Source organism: Pseudomonas sp. NFACC13-1, from assembly GCF_900104425.1.
GTDB classification, from domain to species: domain Bacteria; phylum Pseudomonadota; class Gammaproteobacteria; order Pseudomonadales; family Pseudomonadaceae; genus Aquipseudomonas; species Aquipseudomonas fluorescens_AA.
This window is the reverse complement of sequence record NZ_FMXV01000010.1, coordinates 88445-106961: the sequence shown is the minus strand read 5'-3', so window position 1 is coordinate 106961 and position 18517 is coordinate 88445. Positions and strand designations below refer to the sequence as shown.

General features: G+C 60.3%; 13 protein-coding genes. 2 read left to right on the top strand and 11 right to left on the bottom strand.

What is annotated here, in order from left to right; genetic code table 11:
• Positions 1-33: 33 nt before the first annotated feature.
• The 6 genes from BLQ55_RS14860 to BLQ55_RS14835 form a co-directional block, all read right to left on the bottom strand.
• Entirely contained in the window at positions 34-4851 is a 4818-nt protein-coding gene (locus BLQ55_RS14860; protein WP_092254739.1) for a non-ribosomal peptide synthetase, read from the bottom strand.
• Positions 4852-4921: 70 nt separating this feature from the next.
• The gene (locus BLQ55_RS14855) at positions 4922-5875 is read right to left on the bottom strand and encodes a TauD/TfdA family dioxygenase (RefSeq protein ID WP_371128536.1); all 954 of its coding nucleotides are present in this window, start codon (positions 5873-5875) and stop codon (positions 4922-4924) included.
• A gap of 155 nt (positions 5876-6030) precedes the next feature.
• On the bottom strand, positions 6031-6981 hold the full coding sequence (locus BLQ55_RS14850; protein WP_256326581.1) for an ABC transporter substrate-binding protein: 951 nt from the start codon (positions 6979-6981) through the stop codon (positions 6031-6033).
• Positions 6982-7021: 40 nt separating this feature from the next.
• Positions 7022-8071 (bottom strand): FecCD family ABC transporter permease, encoded by a 1050-nt coding sequence (locus BLQ55_RS14845; RefSeq protein ID WP_092202977.1) that lies wholly within the window; start codon positions 8069-8071, stop codon positions 7022-7024.
• A complete protein-coding gene (locus BLQ55_RS14840; RefSeq protein ID WP_092202975.1) occupies positions 8068-9051 on the bottom strand; it encodes a FecCD family ABC transporter permease in 984 nt (327 codons plus the stop codon). The genes BLQ55_RS14845 and BLQ55_RS14840 overlap by 4 nt, the downstream gene beginning before the upstream one ends.
• Positions 9048-9851: an ABC transporter ATP-binding protein gene (locus tag BLQ55_RS14835; protein ID WP_092202973.1), complete on the bottom strand. Its 804-nt coding sequence runs from the start codon at positions 9849-9851 to the stop codon at positions 9048-9050. The genes BLQ55_RS14840 and BLQ55_RS14835 overlap by 4 nt, the downstream gene beginning before the upstream one ends.
• A 291-nt stretch (positions 9852-10142) precedes the next feature.
• Here BLQ55_RS14835 and BLQ55_RS14830 point away from each other — a divergent pair, with 291 nt between their 5' ends.
• Positions 10143-12359 (top strand): TonB-dependent siderophore receptor, encoded by a 2217-nt coding sequence (locus BLQ55_RS14830; RefSeq protein WP_092254735.1) that lies wholly within the window; start codon positions 10143-10145, stop codon positions 12357-12359.
• 72 nt (positions 12360-12431) lie between these two features.
• Here BLQ55_RS14830 and BLQ55_RS14825 read toward each other — a convergent pair whose 3' ends face one another.
• Genes BLQ55_RS14825 through BLQ55_RS14815 form a run of 3 tightly spaced genes read right to left on the bottom strand, consistent with a single transcriptional unit; the run spans position 12432 to position 15544 of the window.
• Complete coding sequence (locus BLQ55_RS14825; RefSeq protein WP_092254732.1) at positions 12432-14435, bottom strand: FUSC family protein; 2004 nt, start codon at positions 14433-14435, stop codon at positions 12432-12434.
• Entirely contained in the window at positions 14435-15343 is a 909-nt protein-coding gene (locus BLQ55_RS14820) for an efflux RND transporter periplasmic adaptor subunit (protein ID WP_092254729.1), read from the bottom strand. The genes BLQ55_RS14825 and BLQ55_RS14820 overlap by 1 nt, the downstream gene beginning before the upstream one ends.
• Before the next feature lie 12 nt (positions 15344-15355).
• Positions 15356-15544 (bottom strand): DUF1656 domain-containing protein, encoded by a 189-nt coding sequence (locus tag BLQ55_RS14815; protein WP_092168864.1) that lies wholly within the window; start codon positions 15542-15544, stop codon positions 15356-15358.
• Positions 15545-15690: 146 nt separating this feature from the next.
• On the opposite strand from BLQ55_RS14815, the gene BLQ55_RS14810 reads away from it, so the two are divergent.
• Positions 15691-16488: an AraC family transcriptional regulator gene (locus BLQ55_RS14810; protein ID WP_092254726.1), complete on the top strand. Its 798-nt coding sequence runs from the start codon at positions 15691-15693 to the stop codon at positions 16486-16488.
• 259 nt (positions 16489-16747) lie between these two features.
• Here the strand turns inward: BLQ55_RS14810 and BLQ55_RS14800 are convergent, their stop codons facing one another.
• Positions 16748-17356 (bottom strand): ANTAR domain-containing response regulator, encoded by a 609-nt coding sequence (locus BLQ55_RS14800; protein ID WP_092254720.1) that lies wholly within the window; start codon positions 17354-17356, stop codon positions 16748-16750.
• Between the two features lie 4 nt (positions 17357-17360).
• Positions 17361-18512, bottom strand: a complete 1152-nt coding sequence (locus BLQ55_RS14795) for a transporter substrate-binding domain-containing protein (RefSeq protein WP_092254717.1) — start codon at positions 18510-18512, stop codon at positions 17361-17363.
• Positions 18513-18517 lie beyond the last annotated feature (5 nt).

Sequence of the window (18517 nt, the reverse complement as noted above, 5' to 3'; positions counted from 1 at the left end):
TCCGAACCTGTATGTATGGGGACGCAGGGTTAATCACTGCTCGAGTTGTTCGAGCAGCCCCAGGAATTCATCGTCGGACAAGCCGGAGTCAGCGAAGTCCGAAGCCGTGGCGCGACCCACCGTGGGCGCCAGGCAGTGCTCCAGCAAGGCAGCGATGCGCTGCTGGAACTGCCGGACCAACTCGCCGACCAACGCGGGCTCGTGGATCCGCGGGTCGTAGCGCCATTCGATGTGCAGCCGCCCTTCGTTCACCAGCGCGGTGACATCCAGCAGATGCGTGCGGCGGGTGCTGTCGGCGCGCATGCCTGGGCAGATCGGCCGGGCCAATCGCCACAGACTGGAGGCCTCGAGCCACTGGTCAACGCGCCCCAGGTAGTTGAAGGTCAACAGCGAGGCCGCTCCCAGGCCGTTGGCCGGGTCAAGACGCAGCAATCCATAACCCAGGCCTTGTTCAGGTAGGCGGCGCAGGGCCTCCTTGGCCGCGATGATCGAGTGCTCAAGATCCCATGAGGTGTCGATGGCCAATGGATAGCGGCTGGTGTGCCAACCGATCGAACGGGACAGATCGGGACCTTGTTCCCAGCCGCTGCGACCGTGGCTTTCCAGTTCCAGGGTGACGCGTTCGCGTCCCTGCCACTGTCCAATGGTCCCGGCCAAGGCTGCCACCAACAGGTCCTGAACTTGAGTGCCGTAGGCCGCGTGGCAATCGCCCAACAACAACCGGGTCTGCTCGACCGACAGTTGCGCCTCCAGCGTCCGGCTCTCACCGTACACACTGACCTGTTCAGGCACGCTGCCCTCGGCGGCCAGTTGGTCGCGCCAGTAATCCACCTGGGCCAGCACCTCAGGTTCACTACGGTGGCGCTGCAAAGCCTCGCTCCACACATGGAAACCTGCCGTGACGGCGGGCAACACCGCGTCCGGTTGCACATACAGGCTTTCCAGCTCGTGCAGCAGAACCTGCCAGGACACCGCATCGATCAACAGGTGATGGGCCGTGCAGAGCAGCTCTCGGCTTTGGGTGAAATACACCCAGCGGATCAAGGGTGCCTGGGCCAGGTTCCAACCCTGCTGCGAACGTTGCAGCAGGGTTTCGGTCAAGGGGGCTTCCTCCACCCGGAACAGCGCGTTGACCTGGTCCTGGGAAAAGCCTTGATAGCGTTGCTGCCAGCCTTGCGAGGACGCTTCAAAGGTCAGGCGCAAGCTGGCATGACGCTCCAGTAACGCGGCCAGGGCCTGGGTAAACCGTTCCTGATCCAATGGTTCGTCCAGAGCCAGTAACAATGACTGGTTCCAGTGTTCGGCCAGGTTCTGTCGCTGGGCAAAAAACCAATCCTGGATGGGCGTCAAGGCAAACGCCGCGGTGGGCTCGGGCCTGTCGCTGGCGGGCCGCTCATTCGCCGCGCCAAGGTCCACCGCCTGCTCGGCCCAACCACGCACGGTGGGAGATTCGAAGATCTGTTTGGGCTTGAGCTGCAGGCCCTGCTGTTTGGCCCGGGCGATGATCTGCAGACTCAGAATCGAGTCGCCGCCGACCGCGAAGAAATTGTCATCGACTCGCAGGTCCGGGTTATTGAGAATCTCCCGGGCGATGTCGAGCAGGCGCCGTTCGACGCTGCGCTGTGGGGTCTGCACCACACGGGCCAAGGCCCGCACATTTTGCTCGGCGAACAGTTGCTTGGGCGTCATCAGAATCTGTTGCTGACGCGCCAGGGCGATGATTTGCAAGCCGAGAATGGAATCGCCGCCCAAGGCGAAGAAGTTGTCATCGGGTCCCACCTCGGGATTGCCGAGCATCGTCCGCCAGATGTCCAGCAAGGCGGCTTCCACGTCGCTCAAGGGCTGCTCATTCGACTGCCCTGCCCCATGGGATGGCGCCGTCGCTTGCTCAGCCAGGCGCAACAACGCCTGACGATCGACCTTGCCGTTGGGCAACAGGGCAAAGGCGTCGAGACAATGCCATAGCGCCGGTTGCATGTAATCCGGCAATTGCAGTTGCAAGGCGGCCTGGATGTCGGCCAGCGCGGCCGGCGGCGTGACCAGGAAGGCGGCCAGCCGATTGCCCGACAACGGTGTGGGGCAGTTCAACACCCTGACGTCGCTGACCTGCGGCATGGCGCGCAATTGTGCCGCGACCTCGGCGGGTTCTACCCGGTAGCCCCTGATCTTGACCTGCTCATCGAGGCGACCGAGAAACTCCATCTGCCCCTGGTGATTGAGCCGTACCCGGTCACCGCTGCGATAACCGTGCTCACCAAAGCGTGCGTGGTCGGCGTCGCTGGCACTGAGATAACCCAGCGCCACCGTCGCCCCCTGGATGTACAGTTCGCCGCTGACGCCTGTTGGCAACAGGGCGCCGTCAGGGCCGCGCACGCTGACCTGGACATTGGCCAGTGGCCGTCCCAACGGTGCTGCGCCACTGGCATCGACCTCATGGGTCAACACCCCGACAGTGGTTTCGCTGGGGCCATAGTGGTTGACGATGCGCAAATCGGCTTTCAATGCGCGCAAGCGTGTCACCAGATCGTGACTCAGGGCTTCGCCACCGACAACCAGGCATCGACGTGGCAACAACCGCTGCGGGTCCTTGGCGATCAACAAGGCGTTGAGGTGCGACGGCACGATTTTCAGCAGGTCAACGGGTTGACGCGCCAGTACGGCAGCCAGTTCTTCGGCATCGAAGGCCAAGTCCTCGGCCAGCAGGCGCAGACAGCGGCCGCTCAGCAGTGCGCCGAACAGGGCGGTATGCCCCAGGTCCGTCGCACAACTGGCCAGGCTGGCCAGGCTCGCATCGGCCGGCAGGTCCAGGCGCTCAAGGCAGCCGGTCACGTAATGAATCAGGTTGCCCTGGCTGACTTTCACGCCCTTGGGCCGGCCACTGGAGCCTGAGGTGTACACCACGTAAGCCGCAAGATCGGCCGCCAGGGGCGCGCGCAAAGGTGATTCGCTGAACAAGGGTGCAGGCGGCAACGCCAACCACCGGACCTGCTCGGGCAGCCATTCGGGACGCTCGCCCTCACTGATCCACACCTTGGGCATGGCGTCCTGACAGATATCCTGCAAACGTGACGACGGCCACTGCGGATCCAGCGCCAGGTAAGTCGCGCCGCACTGCCACGTGGCGAGCATGTGCATCACCAGCTCACGACTGCGCGGCAGGCACAGGGCGATGCGCTCGCCGGCAAGACTCGAGTTCTCCTGCAAACGTTCGCCACGGGCGACCACTGCACGTCCCAGTTCGGCATAGCTGAGCGTACCCTGCTCATCCTGAAGGGCAATCGACTGGGGCTTGAGCCCACACTGTCCAGTGAACGCCTGCCAGGCGTTGCTCACGGCAACCGGCACATCCTCCCCTTTCAGGAAGGACTGCTGCTCGGGCGCCAACCAATCGAGTTCGGCAAACGGCACCTGGGGCTGTTCGATCGCCGCAAGGGCCAAGGCGACGAACTGGTCCCGATAGCGTTCGATCGTTTCATGGCGATACAACGCCTTGCTGTAACGCCACCGGCAAAGAAATCCTTCTTCTTCGTCGATGATCACCATGTTCAACTCGTGGGCCGCGCCTCGCTGCTCCGAGAGCAAGCGGTCGACGTACTGCTCGAACGGCGCGATGCGTTCCTTGTTCAGCGTAAACATGTGCTGGAACAGCGGCGCCCTGCCCGCTTGCCGCGGTAGGTCCAACTGCTTGACCAGGCGCGAGAACGGATAATGGCGGTGTTGCAGGGCCTGCTTGACGGTAACGTCTACCTGCCTTGCCCATTCGCCGCTGGACAGATCCCGACGCAGCCGGCAGCGGATGGGCAGCGGGTTGACCAGGTACCCCGGCAGGTTGACGTGTTCGCGCCGCAAGCGCCAACCACTGGGCGTTCCCAGGACGAAGTCGTCCTGGCCCGAGAGCACCCCGAGAAATTGCTGGAACAGCGAGAACCACAGCACATACGGCGTCACCCCCCACTCTCGGGCAACGGCACGAAACCGTGCCGTTGTGGACGGATCGAAGCGCACCGACAACTCCCCACCCTTGAATGCCTGGGTGCTGCCATAGGGGAAATCCGTAGGTAGCTCCAGGGCCGGCGCGTCGGCCAACTGTGCCTGCCACCATGCCAGCTCCACCGGCTCGGCCGCTTCGCTACGCATATGCAAGTCACTGCAATAGTCGCGATAGGCGTCGGGATTCACGGCGGGCAGCGGCTGATCGTGGATCAGCGCGAACAGCTCATTGAGCACGATGTAGAACGTGGCCAGATCCGCCGCGATGTGATGGATCACCAGCAGCACGGTGTGCTCGACATGGCCGTCACGTGCGTTGCTCAACAGGACGACCCGGCTGACGTCGCCGTCTTCCAATCTGAAGGGACGATCGGCCGACTCAGTGATACGTTGCTGCAACGTCTGCGCATCCGCGTCTTGCAATGCCACACACTGCAACGGTTGGACACGCTCGCGATGACTCCACTGCAGCAACTCACCGTTGCGCTCGGCGTAGGGCGTGCACAACAACGGATAGCGCTGTTGCACCGTCGTCCAGGCGTCTTGCAGGCGCTGGGGCAGGTCTTGGGTAACCAAGCGTGGCTTGATCCGTCCGGCATAGGCAATGTTGTAGGCGCAGCTGTCAGGCTCCAGGCGCTGAAGAAACCAGAGGGCCTGTTCGTTATCCGTCAGTGGCCGGGCGTCGAAATAGTCGGGGTGCCGTTGCAGCCATTGCAGCACTTCGGCGTTGCGTGCGTGGAGCTGGGCACTGAGTTCCTCATCCAGCGCGCCTGGCGATCCGTGGGTAACGATTACGCCACCTTCGGCTATCGATAGGCGAACTCCACGCAACCAGCAGCGATGCATCAGGCGATCGAGCATTTAATGTCCTTCATTGTGCTTGTTCGAAACAGGCCGCCCATTGCGGCGGCCTTCTGAAAGGCGGAGGCGATCAGCTTGCCGAGGCAGGCTCCGCCATGGCGACAACGACCTTGCGCGTCCCCTGGAAGGTGGACCGACCGTGAGCGACCAGCATGTTGTCGAGCATCAACACATCACCCGCCTGCCAGGGAAAGGTCACCTGACAGCGCTGGAGCACTTCGCGGATGTGCTCCAGCGCTTGCAGTTCAATCGGCGAGCCGTCGCCATAAAACACGTTACGCGGCACGCCCTGCTCCCCGACGATGGAGATCAAGGTCTCGCGTACCGGCGCTGCAAGATTGGAGATATGGAACAGATGCGCTTGATTGAACCACACCCACTCCCCGGTCACCGGGTGCTGGGCCACGGCCTGGCAGACCTGGCGAGTGGAAAGCTCACCGTCGTCCTTCCACTGGAATTCGATGTTGCTGGCGCGGCAGAAGCGCTCGACCTGCGAACGGTCCTCGGTGCTGAAAGCCTGCTGCCAAGGCAAGTCCAGGCCATTGCCGTAATTGCGCACATACATCAGGCGCTTCTCGGCAAAGCGCTGACGGATAGCGGGGTCGATTTGTCGGTAAACAAGGCGGCTATCGGCGATGGGTGTCTCACCGCCGACCGGTGAGGCCTGCACACAATGAAACCAGATCTTCATCGGCCAATTCAGCGAATAGGACTGCTCGTTGTGCAGCGGGATGACCTGATGGGCCGGGTATTCGGTGGAGGTGTATACCCGGTTGTTGAGCTTGGTGCGCGGGGTGGAGGCATAGTCGTAGGTCAGCAGCTCGTGACCGAAGCTGCGGGCAAACGCTTCGAAATCCGCTTCATCCTTGAACGCGAAACCGCGAAACAAGATACCACCGGCACGAGGCAACTCGGATTCCACTGCCTGCAGGATCTGCGCTCGGCTGGCTTGCCAGGCATCGCCGACAAGTGGAGCCTGGAATATGAACGGCAGGTTCTGCTCGTTACCCGGTACATCATCCATGGATTGAACCTGTGCACGCACCAAACCGCTTTCCATAAAAGCCCTCCCGCCATTCCAATCAGCGTATTTTTCGAGAGCACAAACTAATACAAACGACTAACAACCGCAATAGAGAATCATTGTCATTAGTATCGTTTGTATCGCAAATGATACGTTCATTTGCCTTGCAGCACGCTCTCCCGCTCAGCGACATGGGACATCAGCAAATAGGCAGACCCCAGCAGCCCCTGCATCGTATCGGCATAGCGGCTACGGTTGAGGTACAGGAACTGGCGGTTCTTCACTGCAAACAGATTCTGCCACTGGGGAGACTGGCGAAACGCCGCTGTGCTGGCTTCTGAGTCGAGCAGCTCTTCATAGGTATCGATAATGAAATCACTGTCGAAGTCGCCGATTCGTTCCAGGCTGTAAGGCACGTTCTGCCGCGCCTCGCGGTACGCGGCGACACGCCCCAGGCCAAAATCGGCAATGACGTCGTCCATGCCGCCGCGGCCGATCAGCTGAAAGCCATCGCTGTAGACTTCCAACGTCGTGACGGTGATGCGCGAAGGATCTTTCACACGCTTCTTGAACTCACTGACGACCCATTGATACTCGCTGAGCATCTCTTCATAGCGCTGCTGCTTGCCAACCAGCTCGGCGAGCTCCTTGGCGTAGGTCTTGATGTCGCTTTCCCGGGCAGGCAGCAGCACGACCGGGGCGATCTTGCTGAGCTTTTCCTTGATGTCGGCGTGATACGACAACCCCACGATCAAGTCAGGCTTCAAGGCCGCGATAGCCTCCAGGTCGGGTGACTGGTGCGAGCCGATGTACTGGATACCCGCCACATTGAATCGCTCCTGCGTTCCACGAAACAGCACATCCGAGAACAGCTTCTTTCTCCCCGTCGAACCACAAGGCTTGACCCCCAGCTCGAGCAATTGGGCCGTCAGACTGAAGTCATGCAAAGACACGATGCAGTGCGGGGCTACGGGAACCTCGACTCGACCAAAACTGTTCTCGAACACTTTGGTTTCAGCGGCGCTGGCCTGCGCAGCCAGCAATGCCAACGGCACGCACAGCATGCCGGCCACACCTCGAAAAAAACCCTTCACCCGTTCCCGCACGCGTTTACCTCCAGACAATTCAATGAACGTCGCCGTGTTTTCAGCGACTACGCTGACGCGCCAACAAAACAATCAGATAAGGCGCGCCGATGATTGCGACAACCAGCCCCGCAGGCAACTGCAAAGGCGGGAAAAGCCCCCTCCCCAGGGTGTCGCCGGCCAGCACCAACAATGCGCCCACCAACGCCGACAAGGGGATCAGCGCGCCGTGGCGGTCACCGGCCATTTGTCGCGCCAGGTGGGGCGCCACCAGCCCGACAAAGGTCATGGTGCCCACATTGGCCACCGCGGCCGCCGTCAACATGACACTGCACAGCAGCAAGGAAATCATGACCCCTGTGACATTCAGACCACGGCTGAGGGCGACTTTTTCGCCCAACTGCAACAGGTTCAACTGGCGATGACAAAACAGCAACGGCCCTCCCGCCAGCACCAGCCAAACGCCCAGGCTATGGACCTGAGCCCAGCCGGCCCGGTGCAGACTGCCGCCAAGCCACATCAGGGCCGACTCTACCTGATCGATGTTGCCGTACGTGATCAGCAGATCGGCCACCGCGCTGAGCATGGCGGTAAGCCCCACGCCCACCAGGATCAGGCGCAACGGCGAGATACCCTGGCGCCAGGACAGCAGCGCGACGAAGAAAGCCACCGCCAACCCGCCGGCGAGCGCCGCCAATGGGTAGAACTCCAGGGGAAGAAGCGTCGGCCAGAGCACGATGATCAGCAACATGGTGACACTCGCGCCCGACTCCACGCCCACCAGGCCCGGCGCCGCCAGGGGGTTACGAGTCAACGACTGCATCAACAGACCGGCCAGGGACATGGCGGCGCCAGCCAGGATCGCCAGCAAGACACGGGGCAACCGCAGCTCCCAGAGCAGATTGCGCGTCGTCGAACTGACCTGTTCAGGCGCCAGCAACGCTTGCCATGCCTGGGCAACGTCCAATGAATAACTGCCGACGGTCAATGCATACGACGCTAATGCAATAACGGCAGCCATCAGCACCAGCACCGAGATCAAGTCGATTGGTCGAGCCACCCAGGGCAGCAACGGATAGGTCCGGGGCAAGGTCAATCCAGCTCGCATCATCGGACCTTCCTCAAGACCAGCACGACAAAAATGGGGCCGCCGATCAGAGCGGTCACGATACCGGTGTTGAGCTCGAATGGGCGCACCACGGTCCTCGCCGCGATATCCGCCAGAATCAGCAGCAACGCCCCCAGCAGAGGGGCGGCCAATAACAGGCGGCGGTAGTCATCGCCAAACAACAACCGCGCCGCATGCGGCACCACCAGGCCGACGAACCCAATGGGCCCGGCCAAGGCCACTGCGCCCCCGGACAGCAGCACCACCGAGGCCAGGCCGAGCACACGCATCTTCAACAGGTTGACACCCATGCCGGCCGCCGCCTGAGGCCCCAGGCGATGGGCATTCAAAGCGCGGACGTTCACCAGGCACAGGCACATGCCCAGCAGGACGTAGGGCCAGACCCAGGCCTGCATCGAGCCCCCGGTCACGCCGATGGAGCCGGTCAGCCAGCGACGCAGACTGTCGAGCCCCTGCTGATCGAGCAGCAGCAGGATCGAGGTGATCGCGCTGAACAGCGCCGCGATCATCGCCCCGGACAATGTCAGTCGAATCGGGTTGTGCCCCCTCCCCGCCAACATCAGGACACCGATGGAGGCCACCAATGCGCCCGCGAACGCGAACAAGGGAATCATCGACATATCGTTGCCCGGCACTACCAGCAAGCCGAACACGACGAACAACGCCGCACCGCTGTTGATACCGAGAATGCCCGGATCGGCCAGCGGGTTATCGCCCACCGCCTGCATGATCACCCCGGCGAGCCCCAGGCTGGCGCCTACCAGCATCGCGACCAGCAGGCGTGGCAAGCGGCTGCCACGAATGACACTCTGGTCGGGGTTGCCTGGCGCATAGGCGACCAAGGCCTGCCAAGCCTCCTGCCAGGGTATGTCCTTTGCGCCGACGGCCAGATGAAGCAGCGACGTCAGGGCAATCGCCACCAACAAACCCAACCAGACCGGCAATCGCAAACCGTGATTCACATCGCCTCCCGCACGGCCAGCGGCTGGCTTCGATTCGTCTGGGGCACGCACAACGGATCACCGGAATAAGGGTCGGTGATGATGTGCGCATCCAGGTCGAACACTGCCTTGAGGTTTTCCCGCGTGAAGACTGCGGCCGGCGCACCCTGGGCGAGCAAACGCCCTTCGCGCATCATCACCAGATGGTCGGCGTAACGCGCGGCCTGGTTCAGATCGTGAAGGACCGCCACGATGGTTTTGCCTTGGTCACGCAGATCCACCAGCAATTCAAGCAGTGTGATCTGATGGGCAATGTCGAGAAACGTGGTTGGCTCATCCAGTAGGATCACCGGGGTATCCTGGGCCAGGGTCATGGCGATCCAGCAGCGCTGCAACTGTCCACCCGACAAGGTGGCCAACGAACGATCCAGCAAAGGACCGATACCCGCCAGGTCAATGGCGCGGTCAATGGCCTGTTGATCCTGCTCCGACCATTGGCGCCACCAGCTCTGCCAGGGAAAGCGGCCCTGCATCACCAGCTCTCGCACACTCATGCCGGCAGGCGATGTGGTGCGCTGGGGTAACAACGCCATTTGTTGTGCCAGCGCTCGACGCGAATATTGCCCCAAGGGTTTCCCCGACAGCTGCACGCTGCCAGCGCTCGGTCGCAGCATGTGTGCCAGCACGTTCAATAACGTGGTCTTGCCGCAGCCATTGGCTCCGATCAACGCGGTGAAACAACCTTCAGGAATATCCAGGCTGACACCATTGAGAATCTGCTGTTCGCCATAGCTCAGCCGCACATCGGTGGCTTTCAGCATGATTGTCCCTCCATGCCCAAAAAGGCCTGACCGAATGGGTTATCGAGGATGCCCCCGCGGCATTTTTCGTCCTGTGACGCGACAGGACCTCAGCCAGGGGGCCATTAAGTGGGCGACAGGATATGTCGAAACTAAAATAATTGCCTACAAGCCTGACAATACTAATGCAAACCCTTATCATTTACAGCTAACATGTGGCCAGTAGACACCTACCCTGAAGGTCTGCCTGGTAGAACAGAATCAGGGCATACAGCTCCCCAAGAGCACAATGTAAACTCAAGGACTTCCTCGATGCTCGGAAAAAAAACAACAGTTGGCAGCGAAAAACGTTACGGCGCACGTCATCCAGCCTTTCACTTGAGCACCCTCGCGCTGGCTTTGGGGAGCATTTTTTCCGCGCAGTCGATTGCCGCACAGGATGAGAACTCCGACAAGGGCACAGCGGTTCAACTGGGCGAAATCAACATCAATGCCGCCGCCGTTGAAAACCCGACAGGCCCACTCACCGGCAAAGTCGCCTTGCGCAATACCAGTGCGACCAAAACCAACGCGGCCATTACTGAAACACCACAGTCGTTGTCCGTGGTGACCGCCGATGAAATGCGCGATCGCAAATCGGACACCATGGCTGACGCCCTGAGCTACACACCGGGTTTCACCAGCCAGCCAAGCAGCTTCAACCGCACGTCCGACCGGTTCCGCATTCGTGGTTTCGACGTGGAATCGGCCACCGGCGGCTCGCTGCGCGACGGCCTGCGCCTGCAAAACAACTCCTACGACGGCGTCCAGGAACCCTACGGCATGGAGCGCGTAGAAGTGATTCGCGGCGCGGCCTCGGTCCTGTACGGGCAGCTTTCACCGGGTGGCTTCGTCAACGGCGTCAGCAAGCGCCCGACCGAAACACCGCTGCACGAGTTGGGCCTGCAATATGGCAATCACGATCGCAAGCAACTGACTGCGGACTTCAGCGGCCCCCTGGGCGACAGCGAGACCCTCAGCTATCGCCTGACCCTGCTCCAGCGTGACAGCGACACCCAACAGGACTACATCAACGACGACAAGACCTACATCGCCCCGGCCCTGACCTGGCGCCCCGACGAGGATACGTCGCTGACCTTGCTGTCCTTCTATCAAAAAAGTGACACCCGCTTCTCCGCCCCTCTGCCCTACCAACTGGTCAAGGGTGTCGGCAACGGGCCGTTCACCATCGGTCGCCACGACTTCATCGGCGAGCCTGACTACGACGATATGAATGGCGAGATGTCCGCCATTGGCTACGAGTTCGAACACCGTTTCGACGAGCACACCCGCATCAGCAACAAACTGCGTTATTACGAAGCGGATGTGAAATGGAAATATCTGCAGGTTCGGACAGGGGCCCCAGTCAATACCGCAGCCACCACGGGCCTCCTGGCTCGTCAGTACAGTGATCGCCGTGAGCGCTCCAGAGCCCTGGCCAGCGACACCAATGTCGAAACGCGCTGGAACATCGGTGGTGTGGAAAACACCTTCCTGGTGGGCGCCGATACGTACGATGCCTCGTACGATTCGCATAACTTCCGGGCCAACACGTCTTCTATCAATATCGGTGACTACAACTACGGACAACCCGTAGTGGTGGACAAGAGCCCAAACCGTGATCGCGGTTCGCAGATCGACACCCTGCAGACAGGCATTTATCTGCAAGACCAGATCAAGTTCGACGACCACTGGTTGCTGTTGCTCGGTGGCCGACATGACTGGGCCAACCAGGATCAAAAAGCCTTTGCTCCTGGTCAGGACCCGATTCATCAAAGCAACGAAGCCACCACCTGGCGTGCGGGCCTTGTGTACCAGGCGGATAACGGCCTGGCGCCGTACATCAGCTACAGCGAGTCGTTCTTCCCCGTCGCGGTGTCCGAAGCACCTGGCCAGACCTTCGACCCCACCGAAGGCAAGCAGTACGAAATCGGTATCCGCTACCAGCCCCCTGGCAGCAACACCCTGTTGAGCGCAGCGGTTTATGAGCTTACGCAAGAGAACGTAGTGAGGCGCGACCTGGCGGGCCAAAATCCCCAGCAGATTGGCGAACAACGCTCCCGCGGCCTGGAACTGGAAGCCAAGACGGACGTCACGCCTCAACTGACTGTCATTGCGACCTATGCCTACACCGATGCGCGCATTACCAAAAGCGTGATCCAGAGCGAAGTAGGCCAGCGCAGCGAAGACACGCCCTACCATCAAGCCGCCCTATGGGCAGACTACAACTTCGCCCTGCTCGGTTTGCCGCAGTTGAAGGTCGGTGGTGGTGCTCGCTATAAGGGAACGACCCAGGCTTCGGGTATCGATTCGCAGATGCCGGCCTATACCCTGTTCGATGCCATGGCCAGCTACCAGATCGACAAGAACTGGGACGTTGCCCTCAACGCAAACAACGTGACCAACAAAAAGTACACCTACTGTGAATTTGCCATCTGCCGCTACGGTGACGAGCGCGAGTTGGTGACTTCCGTTAACTTCAGGTGGTAAGGATTCATCCAGCATTGGATCAATGCACTGAAATCGCGGAATGAAAAAAGAGGCCAAGGCCTCTTTTTTCATTTACTGCGCGCGTTCCGCCTTCCGATTGCGGTTCTGACTCAATAAAGGGGAACGCGCAACGCTAGCGTATTGCTCCAACAGCCCAGCCAAGTCCCGGTAACAGATCGCTAGATGATGTGCCCCGAGTCTGCTCATCGACCTTGATGTGCGCCGGGCATGGACGGCACCGATTGCCGGATGGTGAGCATATCGAGCGATCCGCCGGGCTCCGGTTTGTGCGCATTGGGCGACGGGCGATTCAGGATCGATACCGCTGGCGTTACGCTGTAGCCGGTTCAATTGTTTACTCAGTTGCAGCGACAAATAACCCGCCTGGTAATCCTGCGGGCTATCAGCGCCTGGCAAACTTTTCAACGCGACTAGCCGGGATTGTTGTTTCGCTTGCCATTTTGGGTGATTGATATGGCTTCCACGGCGAAGTAGCCGGCGTGTGTCCTTGTGGAGCGAGTGTTTCAATGCCCGGACATGTTTAGCGGGATCCTTCGGCAAGACCTGGAACGCTAATAGACAGACAAGCATTGCAACGATCCAGGCCAGCGCTTGGTTCGCGAAATCGACGAAATTGTAGAAGGCGGTATCGCCGGTGCTCACCAAGGTATTGAACCCGATCAGGTAGGCAATCCCTTGCAGGGCGTAGCGCGGTTGGCTCGTCGCATGAATCCCGAACGACCAGAACGCAGCCAGTAACAGGAATAACAACGGGAAGCCATTGATCTGTGGCATCAGCAGGAATTTGCACAGTGCTGCCGCCAGAATGGCGTAGAACGTGCCCCGAATAAAGCTGGCGAGGCCTTGGGCAGGCGCGGGGGCCGGCGCCAGCAGTGTGCAGCAAGGGCCCAGGACCGCCAGTAGCGCGGGCCCTTGGTCCCAACCGCTGAGATACCAGACCGCCCCCGCGGCCAACGTGGCGAGCAGTGCCCTGATGCCGTTTCGCGCCGCATCAGCGTAATTGCGCGGATACACCACGGCACGTACCTGCTCGCGGCGAGCGTGGTCGAGGCTGGAGAAGTTCAGCAAGGCCTCGCCCAGATCCGTCAGTTGTTCGTCCAAGCGTTCGCTGGGCAACCGCGAGGGGTGGTTTGAGTCAGCGAAATCATTCACCAGGCTACGCAGTTGCCCCACCGTATCGGCGGCGGCGAGAAAGTCGCACTGGGTGTCACTCATCCGTTCGCCCAGTTGCCGCAATGCCGTGCTTATCCGCGCGAGCAACGTGGGGTCGATCCCGGGGTATGGATCGTCGCTGTGCACATCGAGAACAGCGGATTGCAAATGCGCCAGCCCGGCCTGAATCGCCAGCTGCCGGGAGCGAATCCGCGACGATTCGCCCCGCCCTATTCCCAATTGGTCGTCCACCTTACCGATATCCATGGCGAGCGGGTGGTGTTGCGTCGCCAGCTCCGCGGACTGCTCGCCCGAGAGCCTCGCTGCGAGCAGCCGAGCACTGCGAACACAGACATCGACCAGCGAGCTTCGGAGCTTCTTCTCCATCGTCTTGGAACTGAACAGCGTTGCCACCAGACTCAAGCTCAGCACCCCGAGCACCACCGCCGTGCCGCGTGTGATGATGTGATCGAAGCCCTGTTCAGGCGCGACGATGGCAGGCCCCAGTGCCAGGCAGACCGTATAACCCGCCACCACTGCCGCCGTAGCTTGGTAATGGCGCAAGACGCTCATTGCACTGACGCACAGCCCCAGCCATATACCGATGCCGAGTATGAACAGCAGCATCTGTTGAGCGAACAACCCTGTCAGCACGAAAGCCGCGACCAGGCCAACCAGGGTTCCCAACATCCGGTAGAAGCCTTTTCCCAGCACCGCCCCTTGGATGGGCTGCACCAGCAGCAACACAGTGGATGCCCCTGAGAACGGCGATTCCAGATGCAGTTGGAAGCCGAGCCACAGCGCCAGCCCCGCCGCCAAGATACTGCGCACCACGTAGAAGAAACTGGCAGGTGTCCAGGGCAAGGGGATGGCCGCGAACAGGCGTGTCGCCAGGCGAGTCATCACAGGAATGCCTGCAGCCATTGGGTGAGTCGCCAGCGTGGCGCGGCGTTCGGCGGCGTCACTTCGACACTGGCGGTCATGCCCGCCGCCAACTCCACCCCGTCCGGGACCCTGTCCAACTCGATGCGCACGGGTACGCGCTGTGCCAACCGAATCCAACTGAAGGTCGGGCTCACCTGAGGCAAACCGCTGTCGTTGCGCAATTCATTGGCATCGGCGATGCCTCTGCCCATGCTTGCCACATGCCCTTCCAGCAGCGGGGCAAACCCCATCAGCTTGATCGACACCGGCGCGCCGATGCGCACACCGGGCAGTTTGGTCTCTTCAAAATAACCCGTGATCCAGAAACTATGGCCATCGACCACGAACAGGTTGGTATGGCCAGCCTCCGCGTAGTCACCGGGCTGCAGCCGCAGTTGAGTGACGTAGCCGTCCACCGGCGAACGTATCGTCGTGCGGTCCAGGTCGAGCTGCGCATGGGCTAACTGGCTGCGTGCCGCGTCCAGGCGTGCCTGGGCCACAGCCAAGTCACGCGCCGCATTGTCGATCTCTTCCCGGGCGATGGCGTCGGCCAATTGGGATCGCCGCTTCAATTGTGCACTGCGCTGCTCGAACACACTGTGCGCTTCAGCGAACTCCGCCGCACGCTGTTGCAGTTCGAATCGATAAGCACGCGCATCGATGCGATACAGCAAATCGCCCTTGGCGACCCATTGGTTGTCGCTGACCAGCAACTGATCGATTTGGCCGGAGACCTCTGGTGCGATACGGATGACCTGCGCGCTCACCCGTCCGTCCCGCGTCCAGGGCGCCAAGACATAAGCCCGCCAAAGTTGCAGGCAGAACACCAGGGCTAGCACGCCAAGTCCCAGGGTGGCGGCAGGTTTGAGGATTTTGACGATAGACATGGCCGGCCTCACTCAGCAATTGACGACCATCGCCGACACGACGATAAGCGAGACAAAAAAACGCGCCAGCGCCGGGTGCCACGCCTCGTCCAGCCAACGCCGGGCCAGGCGCTCGATGAGCTTGTAGGCCAAGACCGATGCCCCCAGGTAGATCAACAAGGGGGGGACGTAGAGGTTGGCAATGGAGATTTCGCTAAGCATGGCAAGCACCAGGATTCGGAGGGGGTCTAGGATTCGCCCACGTACTGAAGGGGGCCTGGTGATGATGCTAAGGGACGACCACCGCTGCCGATATTGAGTACACTGCCAAAATATAATCAAATTCAGACAAACGCCGACGACACGCCATGGCCGAAATCCACCGTTTCCACGTCGATCGATTCGAGTACGACAACCTGTCGCAACCTGCCGTAGCACTGATGCTGGAAACCCAGCGCAACGACATTGAGTCCGCCGAACACAAACATCGCAAGGGGCAACTGGTCGTGGCTTATTGCGGCGGCATTGTGTGTACGGTGGAAGATGGCGTGTGGATGGTCCCGTCAGGGTTCGGCGTCTGGATTCCGGGAGGGGTCGCCCATAGCAACCGCGTCACGGCCAACGGGCAGGTCTGTTTTTTATTCGTGGAACCCGGCGCCGCGTCGCTTCCCGATCGCTGCTGTACGCTGGCGCTATCGCCACTGATCCTGGAACTCATCCTTCACCTGAGTGGCCAGGTCCAGGATTACCCCACCGATTCGCGCCTGGCACGGCTGGCCAACGTGCTGCTCGAAGAACTCGAACTGGCGCCCACGGAACAGCTTTACCTGCCTTTGCCCGCCTCGAACCAGCTTCGCACAATCGCCCGGGCGCTGGCGCAAGAGCCGTCCAACCGCGCCACCATGGCCAGTTGGGCACGGCATGTGGCCATGAGCGAACGCTCGCTGGCCCGCCTGATAAAAAGCGAAACCGGGCTTACCTTCGGTCAATGGCGCAAGCAATGGCAGATCATCGTCGCGTTGCAAAACCTGGCCGAGGGGCAGTCGGTGCAGAGAACCGCTGAAGCGCTCGGCTACGAGTCAGTCAGCTCGTTCATCACGATGTTTCGCAAGACCTTGGGCACCTCACCGGCACGTTATCTGCGCAATACCACGCTACGGCAATGAGCGGTAACCATCGTCCACGAGGCCTCAATTGCCGCTCGCCTGCTCGACATCCATAGTTCGACGCGCCTCGAAGTAAGGGCTTGGCCACCGCAGTGCAATGGACGGGCGATACGGCGCCACGACCTGGATAGCCACGCTCCTGATCGGTTTGGGCATCGGCAATGCCGCCTCCTTGCCGCCACTGTTAACCCCTCTTAACCCAGCGTTGATAAGCACCGAGGTGTCATCCAAAACGATCCCGATAACGTGGGCCTCCACATTAAGGTTTCAAGCCAAGCCGTTCCATGGCCTCATGGGCTTCGATGATCATCCCGGACACCTCGGCGACGGTGACATGCAACTTGGTTGCCCGCGATCTCATGTGTTCGTAAGCCTGAGTTTCGGTCAGGTTTTGACGTTCGACCAACACACGAATGGCTTTTTCGATCTGTCGACGAGATTTTATGGTCAACTCCAGTTTGTCGATCTTCCCCTGCAAGCGTTCCTGATAGCTGTACGAGGCTCTGGCCAGTACCAGCGTGCTGAGAATTCCGGAAGATCGAAACGGTTTTGAAATCACCCCGTGAGCGCGCGTATCGAGCAACAACTTCAAGATGGTCGGGCTTTCGTAGTCGGAAAGCGCGATGAGCGCCGCGTTGACGGAGGCGCCCGACCAGATCTTGTTGCCTTCCAGCTCCTGCGTTATCTGAAAGAGAATGACGTCGACGTCCGCAGGCGGCTCTGAGGGGAATGGCCAGACGATCTTCACCCGGCAGCCAATTCTTTTCAGCTGCTGCATGACAATATCGCGGTCATCCCCAGGGGGATAAACAAACGCAACGCAGATACTGCGCAAATCTTCATAGAGACGGCGAAGGCTGGAACTCATGGCGTCACCTCAACCAAAACTCAGAGAAGCCAAAAGTGGAGAGGTAAGGATCGGGTTTGACCGGCCCCGAACCTTCCCATACGACGTCGAATTGCCCATCGCTGCGGCACATGCCAATTCGGGGAGTCAGGGCACAATGGTTGTTTTCGGCATCAATAGCGATCGGCCCTTCTGGAGAAGCGAACTTCACCTTGTGTACGGCGTCGACTAATTTGCGCCTGTCCAGACTACCAGCTCGCTCCAGGGCACGCGCAAACAGGTGAACCTGGGAATAGGCCATTTCCGACCAGGTGCTGGTTGGCCGATCACCGAAGCGTGTGCGCCAAAGCTCAATGAACCGTTGATTACTGTCGTTGCGCAGCGAACCGAAATAGGTGGCGGCTGTGATGTGGCCTTCACACAGTTGCGGCCCGATCAGGCGAATTTCTTCTTCGGTCATTGAAAGGCTGGCAATGGGCATTTTTTTCGGATCAAGCCCATGCTCACCATACAGCTGATAAAAAGAACGGGCCGACTGCCCGACCAGAGTCGAGAAAACGACATCCGGCTGGGCTTCGCGGACTTCATTCAAAACATCCTTGAGTTGCTCCGCGTCTGCTTCGATGGGCAGGTAGACCTCATCCACAATTTCACCGCCGTATTGTTCAACGACGTCCCTCATGATGCGATTGGATTCACGCGGATAGATGTAGTCCGCCCCCACCAGAAAGAACCGGGTGCCCTTGTTTTGCAACAGGTAGGCGGCGAGTTGAATACTGTTCTGGTTGGGTACTGCGCCGGTATAAATGATGTTTGGTGAATATTCGAACCCTTCATAGAACGAGCAATACCAGAGCAACGCGTTATGGCGTTCGATGAGCGGCAGCACCGCTTTTCGGCTGGAAGATCGGGAACAACCAAAAATGACGTTGATCTCATCTTCGATCAGCAACTTGCCGGTCAAGCGTCGGTATTCTTCCGAAGAACCCTTGGGGTCGTAAACGGTTGGGATCAACGGCAGATTCAGGACGCCACCCAGTGCGTTTATTTCCTCGATCGCCAGCGCAGTTCCAAAAAAGTGTTCGGACTCGGTGACACCGGTAGCACCCGAGCGCGAGTACAAGATGCCGATAGGCCATCCCTGATCTTTAGTGACTGCTGTCTTGGTGCTTGGCATGACGC